A 15,297-nucleotide genomic window follows, 5' to 3' on the forward strand; every position below is an offset into this window, starting at 1 on the left:
AATCAGGATCGGCTTTTCCCTGCCATTATTTTGCGCCGAAATGTTTTTCCAGCGCGGTGATCATCGCTTCGCCCATGCGGCGGCGTGTTTCCAGCGTGGCGCTTCCGATGTGGGGAAGCAGAGCCACGCGGTCACTGTCGATAAGCGCTTGCGGTACGTTCGGCTCGTCGGCAAACACATCGAGGCCCGCGCCGCCCAATCCACCTGATTTCAGCGCTTCGACCATCGCTTCCTCGTCGATCACGCTTCCACGCGCGATGTTGACGATGTAGCCCTGAGGTCCAACGGCTGCGATGACCTCCTCATTGACGATGCGATACGTCTCGGCACCGCCGGGGCAGGCAACGACGAGCACGTCGCACCATGTCGCCATTTCCTTGAGGTCGGAGAAGTAGCGGTAATCAAATTGCGATTTGCGGCCCCGTCCGAAATAGCCGGTCTCGGCACCCATAATGTCGAGCCGTTGCGCGACTGCCTGACCGATATGGCCAAGTCCGAGAATGCCGATTTTCATCGACGCAATCGAGCGCGCCAGAGGGAAATTTCCGCTCTGCCATTTTCCTTCGCGCACATATTTGTCAGCGTTTAGGGCGTTCTTGGCAACCGTCAGCAACAGCCAGAGCGTCGTGTCGGCAACTTCCTGCGCCAGAATATGCGAGGTATTGGCGACCGCAATTCCCTTGGCCTCGGCAGCCGCGACATCGATCCCCTCCTGACCAGCCGTATAGGTCGAGATCATCTTCAAATTCGGCAGGCGCGAGAGCAGTTCTGCATCCACCTTGCCACTGCCCATGCCGGCAATGGCTTCGATTGCTTCGCCCTGGCTGTCGATCAATTGGTCAAGCTCGGCGGCGCTTTTTGGAAGACGTACTACGTCGAATTTGTCGGTCAGTGCTTTGGTGGTCTGCTCCGGAAGGTCGGTGATCTGGAGAACTTTGGTCTTTTTCATGCGGGGCCTTTCCGAATGCGTTTCATGTGCCAATATTCCGCGGCCATGGGTAAGCTGTCGCCATCCACCCATATCGGCTTTATAAAGAATGTTGACCCAGAAATTTTTAAGTGAGAGCGCATGACCTATCAAGCAGCCAATGATCGTTATGACAATGCCAGCTTTCGTCGCGTTGGCCGAAGCGGGCTGATGCTGCCGCCTATTTCGCTCGGGCTATGGCATAATTTCGGCGACACGACCCCGCTGGAGCGCCAGCGCGAGGTTCTGTTCAAGGCGTTCGATGTCGGCATCACCCATTTCGATCTCGCCAATAATTACGGACCGCCCGCAGGTAGCGCCGAATCCAATTTCGGGCGAATTCTCGCTCAGGATTTTTCCGCGTATCGCGATGAGTTGATCATCTCCTCCAAGGCCGGTTGGGATATGTGGCCGGGGCCATACGGGCAGGGCGGTGGCTCACGCAAGATGCTGCTGGCCAGCCTCGACCAGAGCCTGAAGCGCCTTGGCGTCGAATATGTCGACATCTTCTATTCGCATCGTTTCGACGCGCATACGCCGCTTGAAGAGACCGCAAGCGCGCTGGCGAGCGCGGTACAGCAGGGCAAGGCGCTTTACATCGGTATTTCTTCCTATTCGGGCGGTAAGACGCGGGAAATGGCGAAGCTTCTGGCAGACCGCAACGTGCCACTGCTCATCAACCAGCCATCGTACAATCTGTTCAATCGCTGGGTGGAATCCGATCTGCTGGCAGCTTCCGACGAAGTCGGCGCAGGCGTCATTGCCTTTACGCCGCTGGCGCAGGGTCTGCTGACCGGCAAATATCTGAATGGAATTCCGCAGGATGCGCGCATCAACAAGCCGGGCGGTGGCGCACTCCACATGGAGCATCTGAGTGCTGAAAACATCGAACGCGCGCGTTCATTGAACGAGATCGCGAAGCGCCGTGGCCAGAGCCTCGCGCAAATGGCCCTTGCCTGGGTTCTGCGCGACGAGCGTGTGACCTCGGCACTTATCGGTGCAAGCTCTGCCGCGCAGGTTGAGGAAAATGTGGCTGCGCTGAAGAACCTTTCATTCAGCCCGGAAGAACTAACTGAAATCGACCGCTATGCCGTCGAAGGCGGCGTGAACCTCTGGGAAAAGCCATCGACCGACGAAGCGGTTTGAAGCACTGATCGGGCGCGGAATTGCAACAGAGCGTTCCGCGCCGGCCTATTTTCCGGCATCGCGTAGATACTCGATGAGGCTCGCAATATCCTCTTTCGATTTGAGGCCGGAAAAGGCCATCTTCGTGCCGGGCACCCGCGCTTTCGGTGCGAGCAGATAGTCGGAAAGCGTTGCCTCGTCCCATACGAGGCCCGCTTCTCCGGCAGCTTTCATCGCCGCTGAGTATTTATAGTCTTCGAGACTGCCGGCCTTTCTACCGATGATCCTGACAAGATGCGGACCGACCTTGTTGACGGGTGCGTCGAGCGAATGACAGGCACTGCATTTCTTGAAAATCGTAGCGCCATCCTGCGCCACAACTCCTGTGCTGAACGCCATAACCACGCAAGCGGCCAATAAAATTCTCCGCATGGACGCGGTTCTCCATTTTGATCGGAGTTTTGAAAGCGCTCTTCCACCAGCCAGCAGGCCGATGGAAGAGCATTGCGATTTCAGATCGTACCCGCTGCCATCTCTGAAGCCATGTGCTCCGCCTGACGTATCGCGAGTGAAACGATCGTCAGCGTCGGGTTCTCCGCACCGCCTGTCGTGAACTGACTTCCGTCCGACACGAACAGGTTCTTGATGTCGTGGGTCTGGCCCCACTTGTTCACGACGCCATCCGCTGCATTTTCGCTCATTCGGTTTGTGCCGAGATTGTGTGTCGAAGGGTAGGGCGGCGTTGGAAACGAACGTGTCGCGCCGACCGCAGCATAAAGCGCCTGACCCTGCGCATAGGCGTGATTGCGCATCGCATCGTCGTTGGGATGATCGGTGAACCACACATCCGGGATGGGCATCCCGTAACTGTCCTTCAACTCCGCATGAAGCTTCACGGCATTTTGCTCCTGCGGCATGTCTTCGCCGACGATCCACATTCCGGCCATGTGATCATACTGATCGAGAGCTGAGGTGAAGGGTCGACCCCAGCCGCCCGGATCGAGGAACGCTGCCATGAAGGGCAGGCCGAGCGCCAGCGTTTCCAGCTCATAGCCGCCAACAAAACCGCGCGACGTATCGTGCCGCGCCTCGTCACGGATGATCCCGGCCATCGTTGTGCCGCGATAAAAATGAACCGGCTTTTCGAACACGCCATAGACCGAACCGGTCGTGTGACGCATGTAGTTTTTGCCGACCTGACCAGAGGAATTCGCCAGCCCATCCGGGAATTTGGACGAATGCGAGTTCAGCAGGAGGCGGGGACTTTCGATGGAGTTTCCGGCGACAGCGACGATACGTGCCTTCTGCTCGTGCAGTTTTCCTTCCTTGTCGGCATAGACCACGCTGGTGACTTTGCCCGACTGATCGTGCTCGATCTTCACGACGTGAGAATTGGGCCGAACCTCCAACTTGCCGGTGGCTTCGCCTTTCGGGATTTCAGTGTAGAGCGTCGACCATTTCGCACCCCATTTGCAGCCCTGAAAGCAAAACCCGGTCTGCTGGCAAGCCATGCGGTCGTCACGGTCGGCGGAATTGATCGCCATATTGCCGGTGTGGCATTCCTTGTAGCCAAGCTTGTCGGCTCCGGCCTTCAGGATCTTGAAGTTGTTGTTTCCGGGCAGACCCTCGATACCGTTGGTGCGGGTCACGCCCATCTTGTCTTCGGCCTTGGCGTAGTACGGCTCAAGCTCGGCAAGCGTAATTGGCCAGTCGAGCAGATTGGCCCCTTCGACCTTGCCGTAATGGGTAAGTGCCTTGAATTCATGGTCTTGCAGGCGCAAAGACGCTCCGGCCCAGTGCGTGGTCGTGCCGCCGACCGATTTGACGATCCATGCCGGCAAATTGGGGAAGTCTTTGGCTACGCGCCAGCCGCCACCTGTCGTGCGGTGATCCAACCACGCCAATTGGGAGAAGCTGTCCCACTCGTCATTGATGAAATCTTCGTATTCGTGTCGCGCGCCTGCCTCCAGCACGACGACATCGACACCTTTCTGCGCAAGTTCGTTTGCAAGCGTTCCACCGCCTGCACCGGAGCCTACGATTACGACGACTGAATCGTCGTTGAGATCATATGGAGCTGCCATTCTTTCCTCCCTCGAATAGCAAAATTAAAAATAGCGAGCCGCTTTTCCCGGAACTGGCCGAAAAAGCGTCGCCTAAAGCCACTCGATGTCATCAAAACCGCGCGCGATGTATCCGCCCTTGGAGTAGGATTCGCCTTCATATCCAAAGATCGGCCAGAGCTCTTTCTGGTTGTAGAGGCTGACGACGAGATCACTTCTCACAGCCTGAAAGAAGGGGGTGCTTTCGATGTCGCGCAAAATTGCGACGCGGTCGTCTTCCCATCCGAGTTTGCGATAGCCATCGCCACCCGCGCGCTTGTCGAGATCGGCCACGCCGTTTTCGATCAGCTCCTTGTGGGCGGCATCGCTTGCTGCCTTTGCATCATGGCCTTTGACCGCGATGGCGTAAAACCGGTCTGCAAGCTGATCATGCGGATAGATATCGCGGGCAAGCGCAATCAGCGTTGCCATCGTCTCGGGTTTAAGGCTGGTGACTTCCAGGCCCCAGGCATCTTTGGGGCTGAGCAATGCGCTGCCGCTGACGACGAGCAATGCGCCGATACTGCTGCGCTTCAGAAGCTCGCGGCGGGAAATGCCTCGATCTTTCTCATAGATTGTAACCACAGTTTCCTCCCTTGCTTGCTATTCACCTTCAAGAGGTGCTTTGGCTGGCTCTCCTCCCAGAGGCCGAGAAATCGTCTAAAGGTAGCGGCCCCTCCTTTGCAGAACTTCGATCTGGTAACCGTCCGGATCTGCGATGAAGAAGAAACGAGCGACATCTTTGCCCTCGTTTTTGAAATCGACGATGTTTCGAACATTCAGCCCGGCGGCCGTGAGCCGCTTATGCTCGGCGTCAAGATCATCCACCGAAACGGCCATATGCCCATAGCCGTCGCCAAGCTGATAGGGCTCGACCCTGTCCTTGTTGACGGTCAGCTCCAACTCGAACGAGCTTTCGGAATTGCTGAGATAAATCAGGGTGAATTTTTCAAAGTCGAGCCGGTCGGCAATTTCGAGGCCGAATGCTTGCCGGTAAAAATCGAGGGACCGCTGTTCATCCAGAACGCGGATCATTGAATGTATTGCTTTCGCCAATTAGGACCTCGTCTCGATTTGCATCAATATTTCCAAAGAATGCGCCCAGTTTGGAAAGCACGGGTAGCAACCGGCTACCGCAAGGATAATTTTTGCCTTGGGACGACGTTCAGGCGCGAGGGCAGGGCTGATGGCTTTTGAGTTGACCGTGCCGGTGCGCAGGCGCACAATCTCGCGAAGCAGGGAGAAGACTTATGTGTGAGGTTTTTGCCGGACAGGACCCCGAGCGCTACAAATCCGTCAACCGTTCCGTAAGAATAGCCGGCCATTCGACAAGCATCCAATTGGAAGCGGCATTCTGGATATTGATAGACGAGATCGCAGCCGGGCAGGGCATGTCGACATCGCGCTTCCTTTCCACGCTTTATGACGAAGCGCTTGAAATCAACGGCAGCGTTTCGAACTTCGCGTCGCTGCTTCGCACGAGTTGCCTGATCTACCTCATGAGCGACGCTTCGGTGCGCAAGGAAGGGCTTCACATCAAGACGGCGGCCTAAATATGGACCGTTTCACCGGCGGCTGCCTGTGCGGCAAAGTCCGGCTTGTAGCGTCTGGGCAACCTTACCGGGTCGGCATTTGCCACTGTCTTGACTGCCGAAAACATCACGGAGCTCTTTTTTACGCTGCCGCCGTTTTTCCTCAAGACGTTGTGGCAATAACCGGAAAAACACGTGACTACGCAGGACGTTTTTTCTGTCCCAATTGCGGCTCATCCGTTTTCGCTCGCACGGAAGACGAAATCGAAGTGCATTTGGGATCGCTGGATGAGCCTGACCAACTGATGCCTACCTATGAAAGCTGGACCATCCGCCGCGAGAACTGGTTGCCAGCGTTTCCGCTTAAAAAGCGATACGATAGGGATCGTGAGGCTTCGGGGCGTTCCGAGGAGTAGGTGGTCGCATCTCTAACTGGCCTGCTGGTTCCAGCTTGAATGCAACGCTGGCCGAAAATCTACATGTTTTGCCTTTCCATAGCCAATAGGTGCTGGCTGAACATCTCCTTTGGCGTCTGGAACCCAAGGCACTTGCGCGGCGTGTCGTTGAGCCGGTCACACAGGGTACGGATCTCCTGATTGGTCACACCCAGTACGACTGTCTCCGGTGGCAGGTAACGCCGGACGCGCTTGTTGGTGTTCTCGACCGTGCCTTTCTGCCATGGCGCTTGCGGGTCACAGAACCAGGTTGCCGTTCCCATACCATTCTCCAACTCACACCATGAGACGAACTCCAGTCCCCGATCGAATGTCAGGCTTTGCCGGGCTTGCACGGGAAGGGGTGCCAGATGACGGATCAACTGGCTCATGATCGGCTTCGAGCGCCTGTCGTTGTTGCGGAAAAGAACGGTGTATCGGCTCTTGCGCTCGACAACGGTGGCAATGTTGGCGGAGCCGTGCTCTTTCCTGAAGATCATCAGATCCGCCTCCCAGTGGCCGAATTCACTGCGCGAGTTGACCGCTTCAGGCCTGTTTCGAATGGCGCATTCTATTGGAAAGACGAGACTTCTGGGCTTGCGCGCATATCTCGGACGCCGTCTCCGTCGTCGTTCAGGCAGATGCCGGGCCAGTTGCTGATCAACGACGCGGCGTTCGTCCAAACTCAACTGCACAAAAGAGCGGGCCATTTCCATCCTCCTGAAATCATGGCCATTATTGTCTTCGTTGCATTTGAAAATGGAATCTGCCCCAGTCGGATACAAAAGTCACATAAGAAACATTATGGAACTTACGATCTAAATAACGTAATTTGCTTTTGAACCATTGCTGGGTCAAAAAAACAGCTTTATGCGGATATCACGGCTGAAGAACAAAAATGCGCCATCGCCGTGCTGGAAACCGTCTTGCGCAGCTGATCAGCCAGCGCGCAAGATCATGTCGGCTGCTTTTTCCGCGATCATCAAGGTCGGTGAATTGGTGTTGCCGGATGTGATGTTTGGCATGATCGACGCATCAGCCACACGCAGCCCTGCGATCCCGTTGATCCTCAATTGCGGGTCGACCACGGCATCCGGGTCGGTGCCCATCCGGCATGTACCGACGGGGTGAAATATCGTCGTTCCGATATCGCCCGCGGCCTGTTCCAGTTCCGCCTGCGACTGATAGCTGCACCCCGGCTTGAACTCCTCCGGCCGATATTTCTTCAGAGGCTCCTGGCTCACGATGTTACGCGTAAGGCGAATGGAGTCAGCGGCAACACGGCGGTCGCTTTCGGTCGAGAGATAGTTCGGGCGGATCGCCGGTTGTGCGCGATGATCGGCGCTTTTGGCATGGATCGATCCTCGGCTGTCCGGGCGCAGATTACAGACGCTGGCAGTGAAGGCCGGGAACGGATGAACATTCTCGCCGAACTTTTCGAGGCTGAGCGGCTGGACGTGATATTGCAGGTTTGCCGTCTCGAATGACGGGTCCGATTTGGTGAACACGCCAAGCTGACTCGGCGCCATCGACATCGGGCCGGATTGCTTCAGCAGATATTCAAGCGCGATCGCGGCCTTGCCGACAAGCCGGTTGGCCTGCTCGTTCAGCGTCCTGATGCCACTGACCTTGTAGGCGCAGCGAAGCTGCAAATGGTCCTGTAGATTTTCGCCGACCTGATTGCGCTCCAGCCGCACGGGAATTCCTGCCTGCTGCAACACGTCGCCGCGCCCGATGCCCGAAAGCTCGAGCACATGCGGTGAACCGACGGCACCTGCTGCCAGAATGACCTCGCGCCGCGCCTTGATGCTGCGTGTCGCGCCCAATTGATCGAAGGTCACGCCGGTGGCTTTCAGCCCTTCCAGATCGACACGGCGCACATGCGCACCCGTCTCGACGCGCAAGTTCGCGCGTCCTTTGGCGGGTTTCAAAAACGCCTTGGCAGTATTCCAGCGAATGCCGCGTTTCTGGTTCACCTTGAAGTAAGATGAGCCTTCATTGTCACCACGGTTGAAATCTTCGATAGGCGGAACGCCTGCGGCCTCCGCCGCGTCGCGGAAAGCGTCCAGAATGTCCCAATGCAGGCGCGCCCTCTCGACGCGCCATTCGCCGCCGGCGCCATGCATCTCATCTGCGCCGGCATAATAATCTTCTGACTTTTTGAAATAGGGCAGGACATCGTCCCAACTCCAGCCGGTGCAGCCTGCCTGCCGCCAGAGGTCGTAGTCCCTCGCCTGCCCGCGCATATAGATCATGCCGTTGATCGATGAGCAGCCGCCTAGCACCTTGCCGCGCGGATACCCCAGCGAGCGGCCATTCAGGCCGTCTTCTTTCTCCGTTGTAAAACACCAGTCGGCGCGTGGATTGCCGATGCAGTAGAGATAGCCGACGGGGATGTGAATCCAGGCGTAATTGTCTTTGCCGCCTGCCTCCAGCAGAAGAACCGAAACGTTCGGATCTGCCGAAAGGCGATTGGCGAGCGCGCAGCCGGCCGTGCCCGCCCCGACGATAATGTAGTCGTAGATGTCTGACATGATCTTCTTATTCAGGATTGCCGAAAAGCTTCTTGCCGAACCGTGAAGCGTAAAGCTCACCGATGATGCCGCGACGGAAAACCAGCACGCACAACATGAAGGTCAATCCGGTAATGACAGTGACCGGGAAGTCCGATGTTGCGAGATAGTTTTGCAGTGTAACCACCAGCCCCGCTCCAACTATCGGGCCGATCAGCGTGCCGATGCCGCCCAGCAGCGTCATGAGAATGACCTCGCCCGACATCTGCCATGCAACATCGGTCAGGGTCGCGAACTGGAACACCAGCGCTTTCGTAGCACCCGCCAGCCCGGTGATGGCTGCGGACATGACAAAGGCGGCAAGCTTGTAGGCATTCACCGAATAGCCCAGCGAGATTGCGCGGTTCTCATTTTCGCGCACGGATTTCAGGATCATGCCGAAAGGCGAGTTAATGATGCGCCATATGGCGAATACGCCGATCAGGAAGACCGCGAGCACGAGATAGTACATGTTGGTCGCAACATTCAGGTCGATTATCCCGAACAGATGGCCGCGCGGCACGCCCTGAATACCGTCCTCGCCTTTGGTAAACGATGCTTGCAGGCAGAAGAAGTAGAACATCTGCGAGAGTGCCAGCGTGATCATCGCAAAATAAATGCCCTGGCGGCGGATCGCGAAGAAGCCGATGACCAGCCCGAGAAGTGCAGCCCCTATGACACCGACCAAAATGCCGAGTTCCGGCGTAAGCCCCCATTCTTTCACAGCATGCGCCGTGAAATAGGCAGCCCCGCCAAAGAATGCGGCATGGCCGAAGGAGAGCAGACCGGTATAGCCAAGCAGAAGGTTGAAGGCGCAGGCGAACAGCGCAAAGCACAAAACCTTCATGATGAAAATCGGGTAGAAGAAGAAGGGCGCGGCAACAAGCGCCGTGATACAAATTACGACAAGTGCGGCGCGGATTGTTGCGGCATTGCCGGTCTTGGCGGTTGGCGTGAGCGTGGTGTCGGCCATCTCAAGCCTCCTTTCCGAACAGCCCGGCGGGCCGGATGAGAAGCACGAGCGCCATGATGACGAAGATCACAATATTGGACGCTTCGGGATAAAACACCTTGGTCAAACCCTCGGCGAGGCCGAGCATATAGCCGGTGACAATCGCACCGAGAATGGAGCCCATGCCACCGACCACGACCACCGCAAAAACGACGATGATAATGTTCGATCCCATCAGCGGACTGACCTGATAGATTGGTGCTGCAAGTATGCCCGCAAGCCCGGCAAGTGCCGCACCCAACCCGTAAGTAAAGGTCAAAAGCAGTGGCACATTGATGCCGAAGGCACGAACGAGCGTCGGGTTTTCGGTTGCGGCGCGAAGATAGGCACCGAGCCGCGTCTTTTCGATGAGAAGCCATGTTCCGAGACAGACGACCAACGAGAGAACGACGACCCATGCCCGATAATTCGGAAGGAACATGAAGCCCAGATTATGCCCGCCTGACAGCGATGGCGGTACCGCATAAGGCTGGCCTGCAGCGCCATAATAATAGCGGAAGGTGCCTTCGATCACGAGCGCCAGTCCGAATGTGAAAAGCAGACCATAAAGCGGATCGAGATTGTAGAGCCGGGACAAAGCCACCCTTTCGATTACCGCACCGGTTAGACCGATAATCAGCGGTGCAAGGATGAGCGCTGGCCAGTAACCAATGCCGAGCTGCGCGAGTAGAAGATAGCCAGCGAAAGCGCCGAGCATATATTGTGCGCCATGGGCGAAATTGATGACGCGCAGAAGGCCGAAGATAATTGCCAGCCCAAGGCTCAGCAGCGCGTAGAACGAGCCATTGATCAGCCCTACCAGCAATTGCCCGAGAAACGCCTGGATCGGAATTCCGAAGATCATTGTCATGGCTTAAACTCCCAACGCCTCGTTGAGCGCGTCCATGCGCTGCGGCAATTCCTCGACGTCGAAATCCTGCGAAACGCGCCCATGTTCCATGACGAAGAAGCGGTCAGCCACCTTCGCCGCAAAGCGGAAATTCTGTTCGACCAGAAGCACCGTGATGCCGCGTCGTTTCAGTTCGACCAGCACTTCACCGATGCGCTGCACGATGACGGGCGCAAGACCCTCTGTTGGTTCATCAAGCAGCAGAAGCTTGACGCCAGTGCGCAAGATGCGCGCAATGGACAGCATCTGCTGTTCGCCGCCGGAAAGCTTGGTTCCGGGGCTGTTGCGGCGTTCCTTCAAATTCGGGAACAGATCGAAGATTTCCTCGATCGTCATGCCGCCCTTTGCAACGACCGGCGGCAGAAGCAGGTTTTCATCCACGGTGAGCGTCGCGAAAATCCCGCGCTCTTCCGGCACGAAACCGATGCCCGTATGCGCCGTGCGATGCAGCGGCACCTTGATCATGTCACGGCCATCGAAAACGATCGTGCCGGTACGCTTGCGAATGATGCCCATAATAGCGCGCAAGGTTGTCGTCTTACCAACGCCGTTGCGTCCGATAAGCGTTACGGTCTGGCCTTTTTTGATGTCGAGATTGACGCCATGCAGCGAATGGCTTTCGCCATACCAGGCGTTGAGGTCGCGGACCTCGAGCAGGGATTTTTGCTCAGTCATGCTCGGTTCCCATATAGGCCGTGCGGACGCGTTCGTCCTGGCTGACGGTCTTGTAGTCGCCGGCTGCAAGTATCTCGCCACGCTGAAGCACGGTGACCCAGTCGCAAATATCCGACACGACGTTGAGATTGTGTTCGACCATCAGCACGGCGCGTTCCTTCGCGACACTGCTGATGAGTCGCGCAACGGTGCCGACATCCTCCTGCCCCATGCCTGCCATCGGCTCGTCGAGCAGCAGCACTTTGGGATCGAGCGCCAGCGTCGTGGCTATTTCGAGCGCGCGTTTGCGCCCGTATGACAGATCAGCGGCCTGCCGGTTTCTGGCATCCTGCAAACCGACCTTCTCGATCAGTTCGAGTGCTTTACCGTTCAAACTATTCAACGCGCTCATCGGCCGCCAGAACTGGACTGCCAGCCCGCTCGGACGCTGCAGCGCAACCCGCACATTTTCCAGCACTGTCAGATGCGGGAAGATCGCGGAAATCTGGAAGGAGCGAACAAGCCCAAGACGCGCGACCTTAGCCGGAGGCGTTTTGGTAATGTCTTCGCCAAGCAGCGTGATCGTGCCGCTGGTCGGTTGAAGGAACTTGGTCAAAAGGTTGAAAACAGTCGTCTTTCCAGCCCCGTTAGGCCCGATCAAGGCGTGCACCTTTGCGTGGTGCACGTCGAGATCGACGTTCTTAACCGCATTGAAACCGGCAAAATTCTTGCAGAGCCCGCGGGCGGAAAGAACCGCCTGCTGGCCTGCATGAGTAGGTTGCTCGACCATGCTCGAACCGTCGAGTTGCAAAGCTGTCATTATTTGCCGACCAGCTCGCAGCCGCTTTCCTCGGCCTTCAGATAGGCCTGATCGCCCGGGATGGTCGCCAGCACCTTGTAGTAATCCCAAGGCTCCTTGCTTTCGTCCGGCTTCTTCACTTCCATCAGGTACATGTCATAGACCATGCGGCCATTTTCCAGCACCTTGCCGCCGCGTGCGAATACGTCTTCGACGGGCATTTCGTGCAGCTTCTTGGAGACGGCTTCGCTCTCATCTGTGCCAGCTTCCTGAATTGCCTTCAGGTACTGTGTAACGGCGGAATATGTGCCTGCATGGATCATGTTCGGCATGCGGCCGGTGCGCTCGAAATACTTCTTGCCGAATGCGCGCGATTCATCGTCACGATCCCAATAGAAGCCTTCGGTCAGCGTCAGGCCCTGTGCCGCTTCAAGTCCAAGACCATGGATTTCTGCCAGCGTAAACAGAAGCGCCGCGAGGCGCTGTCCGCCCGCGACGATGCCGAATTCTGCGGCCTGCTTGATGGCGTTCGACGTATCGAGACCAGCATTGGCAAGACCGATGACCTTGGCACCCGAAGACTGCGCCTGCAGCAGGAACGAGGAATAATCGGTCGTCGCAAGAGGATGTCGAACGGAACCAAGAACCTTGCCGCCCTTCGATTCGACGAACTTGCTCGTCTGCTCTTCCAGCGAATAGCCAAACGCATAATCGGCGGTCAGGAAGTACCAGGTATCACCGCCCTGCTCGACCAGCGCACCGCCGGTGCCGACAGCAAGAGCATGTGTGTCATAAGCCCAATGGAACCCATATGGCGAGCATTGCTTGCCCGTCAGTTCGGCCGTTGCCGGACCGGTTGAGATCGTGATCTTCTTCTTTTCCTTGGAGAGGCCCTGAACGGCGAGCGCAACCGACGATGTCGTCAGTTCCATGATCGCATCGACCTGTTCGGTATCGTACCACTGGCGCGCAATATTGGATGCAACGTCCGGCTTGTTCTGGTGGTCGGCGGTGACGATTTCGATGGGCTTGTCGAGCACCTTGCCGCCAAAATCCTCAGCAGCCATTTTAGCCGCTTCGAACGACCATTTACCGCCGAAATCAGCATAGACGCCGGATTGATCGTTCAGAATTCCGATCTTGACCTTGTCGTCGGAAATTTCCTGTGCGTGCGCAGCAATTGCGGTACTTGCAAGCAGCGCCGCCGATATGAGTGAAACCAACTTCATTCCGTTTTCCTCCCGAATGATGAACGCCAATGCCGGAATGACCCGCCAAGCGTCCCGATTAAGCAATACAATTGAAGTCGGCCCGCCATGTTAGGCGCGCCGCAGTCCTCCCTCATCTGATCTTATTCCGGTTTCCTCTGCCCGGCGATCACGATTTCGAAAAACCTAGCATTGACAAATGCGTACAAGAACAAGAATTTTTGAACATGATCTGTACAATTTTGTACATCAAACTTTAGTCTCACGCCTTTAGTGGCAAGCTGAGTGAAAACAGATGCGGCAATTCACATGGGACGACCTCCGCTATTTTCTTGAAGTCGCCAGAACCGGCCAGCTTTCATCGGCGGCGCGACGTCTGCGAACCAACCACGTCACCGTATCGCGCCGCATCGATCGGCTCGAACATACGCTTGCGGCAAAGCTCTTCGAGCGTAATCCGCGCGGCTACATCCTCACACCGCTTGGCGAACGGCTTATCGCATCTGCCGAAACCATGGAGAGTGAAGCAGTCCGATTCCAGACTGGCGCGTCTGGCGGCACGGCATCGCTGTCCGGCGTTGTGCGCCTCAGCACGCTGGAGGGTTTCGGCAATTTCTTTCTGGGCGAAAGATTACCTGTCATGGCGCAGGCCTATCCTGGCCTGTCGGTGGAGGTCGTAACCATCCAGCAGATCGTCTCGCTGTCGCGGCGCGAGGCTGATATGTCGATCAGCCTGAACCCGCCGAAAACCGGCGCCTACACCTATGAGAAAATCACGCCCTATCGGCTGTTCATCTACGGTGCGCGCAGCTATCTCGCCCGGCATGCATCGATCCGCAATCGCAAGGATCTCTCGAACCACCCCTTCATTGGCTATATCGAGGACATGGTGTTCACGCCCGGTCTCGATTACATGAGTGAGATTCTTCCCGGCCTGCGCCCCGCTTATCAAAGCTCCAGCATTCATGCGCAATTGAGCGCCACGCTTTCCGGCTATGGCCTGTGTGTCCTGCCCTATTTCATCGCCAGCCCGCACCCCGAACTTGTACCTCTGCTTGCCAAGGAAATGCACCTGACACGCGACTATTGGCTGAGCTGTCACAACGACGTCGCCAACACGCCGCGTGTGCGTGTGCTCAGCGAGTTCATCAAAAGCGAAACACATAAGAACTCAGCCGAATTTCTGGGTAGCCCGATTCTGTGAGATTGCGTCTCGGGTGAAAGACATGCCACTTTCGCGGAAATTCTAAGAGGAAATTGCATGAAAATCGACGGACAGACCGCTTTTATCACGGGAGGAGCTTCGGGTCTCGGCGAAGCGACCGCGCGGGCATTGGCCAAGGCCGGCGCGAAAGTCGCGCTTATCGATTTCAATCTTGAGGGAGCCAAAAAGGTCGCGTCCGAAATCGGCGGAGCCGCCTACGCTTGCGATGTAACCGATGCCAAGGGCGCGGAAGCAGTCGTTGCGCAGGCTACGAAAGACCTCGGCGCGGCACGCATTCTTTTGAATTGTGCGGGTGTTGCTCCGGCCAAGAAAGTGCTTGGACGCGACGGTGTCATGCCGCTCGACGACTTTCGCCGCGCCGTCGAAATCAACCTTATCGGCACATTCAATTTCCTGCGCTTGTTCGCAGATGCGGCGTCAAAACTCGACCCGCTGGAAGGCGGCGAGCGAGGTGTCATCATCAACACGGCATCGGTTGCCGGTTTCGAAGGCCAGATCGGGCAGACGGCCTATGCAGCCTCGAAGGCGGGCGTGTTGGGCCTCACCTTGCCCGCGGCGCGCGAATTCGCACAATTCGGCATACGTGTCTGCACGATCGCGCCCGGCATATTCGAGACGCCGATGCTGAAAGGCCTGCCGGAAGCCGCGCAGCAAAGCCTTGGCCAGATGGTGCCCTTCCCGCCCCGCCTCGGCAAGCCGGACGAATATGCCAGCCTTGCGCTGCACATCATCGGCAACCAGATGCTGAACGGCGAAACGATCCGGCTGGACGGCGCAATCCGCATGGCGCCGAAATAA

At 57.0% G+C, this 15,297-nt stretch carries 16 protein-coding genes and 1 pseudogene; 5 read left to right on the forward strand and 12 right to left on the reverse strand.

The features are described from left to right. Positions 1 to 25: 25 nt before the first annotated feature. Positions 26 to 949, reverse strand: a complete 924-nt coding sequence (locus ABFT80_RS10020) for a 2-hydroxyacid dehydrogenase (RefSeq protein WP_347971752.1) — start codon at positions 947 to 949, stop codon at positions 26 to 28. A 120-nt stretch (positions 950 to 1,069) separates the two neighbouring features. On the opposite strand from ABFT80_RS10020, the gene mgrA reads away from it, so the two are divergent. Next, entirely contained in the window at positions 1,070 to 2,113 is a 1,044-nt protein-coding gene (gene mgrA, locus ABFT80_RS10025) for an L-glyceraldehyde 3-phosphate reductase (RefSeq protein ID WP_347971753.1), read from the forward strand. A gap of 45 nt (positions 2,114 to 2,158) precedes the next feature. Here mgrA and ABFT80_RS10030 read toward each other — a convergent pair whose 3' ends face one another. From ABFT80_RS10030 to ABFT80_RS10045, 4 genes are all read right to left on the reverse strand, one after another. Continuing rightward, a complete protein-coding gene (locus ABFT80_RS10030; RefSeq protein WP_347971754.1) occupies positions 2,159 to 2,524 on the reverse strand; it encodes a c-type cytochrome in 366 nt (121 codons plus the stop codon). Positions 2,525 to 2,604: 80 nt separating this feature from the next. Beyond that, positions 2,605 to 4,176: a GMC family oxidoreductase gene (locus tag ABFT80_RS10035; protein WP_347971755.1), complete on the reverse strand. Its 1,572-nt coding sequence runs from the start codon at positions 4,174 to 4,176 to the stop codon at positions 2,605 to 2,607. 72 nt (positions 4,177 to 4,248) lie between these two features. Then, entirely contained in the window at positions 4,249 to 4,779 is a 531-nt protein-coding gene (locus tag ABFT80_RS10040) for a gluconate 2-dehydrogenase subunit 3 family protein (protein WP_347971756.1), read from the reverse strand. A gap of 75 nt (positions 4,780 to 4,854) precedes the next feature. Beyond that, positions 4,855 to 5,250 (reverse strand): VOC family protein, encoded by a 396-nt coding sequence (locus tag ABFT80_RS10045; protein WP_347971757.1) that lies wholly within the window; start codon positions 5,248 to 5,250, stop codon positions 4,855 to 4,857. A 194-nt stretch (positions 5,251 to 5,444) separates the two neighbouring features. Between ABFT80_RS10045 and ABFT80_RS10050 the strand changes: the two genes are divergently transcribed. Both ABFT80_RS10050 and ABFT80_RS10055 read left to right on the forward strand, forming a co-directional pair. Next, entirely contained in the window at positions 5,445 to 5,747 is a 303-nt protein-coding gene (locus ABFT80_RS10050) for a ribbon-helix-helix domain-containing protein (RefSeq protein WP_347971758.1), read from the forward strand. Between the two features lie 2 nt (positions 5,748 to 5,749). Next, positions 5,750 to 6,142, forward strand: coding sequence for a GFA family protein (locus ABFT80_RS10055; protein ID WP_347971759.1), 393 nt, complete (start codon positions 5,750 to 5,752; stop codon positions 6,140 to 6,142). A 59-nt stretch (positions 6,143 to 6,201) separates the two neighbouring features. Here ABFT80_RS10055 and ABFT80_RS10060 read toward each other — a convergent pair. The 7 genes and pseudogenes from ABFT80_RS10060 to ABFT80_RS10090 form a co-directional block, all read right to left on the reverse strand. Further along, positions 6,202 to 6,822: pseudogene (locus ABFT80_RS10060) on the reverse strand (IS30 family transposase); the annotation flags it as partial. A gap of 276 nt (positions 6,823 to 7,098) precedes the next feature. Further along, entirely contained in the window at positions 7,099 to 8,694 is a 1,596-nt protein-coding gene (locus ABFT80_RS10065) for a GMC family oxidoreductase (protein ID WP_347971761.1), read from the reverse strand. 7 nt (positions 8,695 to 8,701) lie between these two features. Then, on the reverse strand, positions 8,702 to 9,685 hold the full coding sequence (locus ABFT80_RS10070; RefSeq protein ID WP_347971762.1) for a branched-chain amino acid ABC transporter permease: 984 nt from the start codon (positions 9,683 to 9,685) through the stop codon (positions 8,702 to 8,704). 1 nt (position 9,686) lies between these two features. Further along, positions 9,687 to 10,574, reverse strand: a complete 888-nt coding sequence (locus ABFT80_RS10075; RefSeq protein WP_347971763.1) for a branched-chain amino acid ABC transporter permease — start codon at positions 10,572 to 10,574, stop codon at positions 9,687 to 9,689. 3 nt (positions 10,575 to 10,577) lie between these two features. After that, a complete protein-coding gene (locus tag ABFT80_RS10080) occupies positions 10,578 to 11,288 on the reverse strand; it encodes an ABC transporter ATP-binding protein (protein WP_347971764.1) in 711 nt (236 codons plus the stop codon). Beyond that, a complete protein-coding gene (locus ABFT80_RS10085) occupies positions 11,281 to 12,057 on the reverse strand; it encodes an ABC transporter ATP-binding protein (protein WP_347971837.1) in 777 nt (258 codons plus the stop codon). Before ABFT80_RS10085 ends, ABFT80_RS10080 begins: the two co-directional genes overlap by 8 nt. A 29-nt stretch (positions 12,058 to 12,086) precedes the next feature. Beyond that, positions 12,087 to 13,295, reverse strand: coding sequence for an ABC transporter substrate-binding protein (locus ABFT80_RS10090; RefSeq protein WP_347971765.1), 1,209 nt, complete (start codon positions 13,293 to 13,295; stop codon positions 12,087 to 12,089). Positions 13,296 to 13,569: 274 nt separating this feature from the next. On the opposite strand from ABFT80_RS10090, the gene ABFT80_RS10095 reads away from it, so the two are divergent. Beyond that, positions 13,570 to 14,478, forward strand: a complete 909-nt coding sequence (locus ABFT80_RS10095; RefSeq protein ID WP_347971766.1) for a LysR family transcriptional regulator — start codon at positions 13,570 to 13,572, stop codon at positions 14,476 to 14,478. A 57-nt stretch (positions 14,479 to 14,535) separates the two neighbouring features. After that, positions 14,536 to 15,297 carry an SDR family NAD(P)-dependent oxidoreductase gene (locus tag ABFT80_RS10100; RefSeq protein ID WP_347971767.1) on the forward strand — a complete coding sequence of 254 codons (762 nt, stop codon included), beginning with the start codon at positions 14,536 to 14,538 and terminating at the stop codon, positions 15,295 to 15,297.

This window comes from Foliimonas ilicis (genome assembly GCF_039939195.1).
GTDB classification, from domain to species: domain Bacteria; phylum Pseudomonadota; class Alphaproteobacteria; order Rhizobiales; family Rhizobiaceae; genus Foliimonas; species Foliimonas ilicis.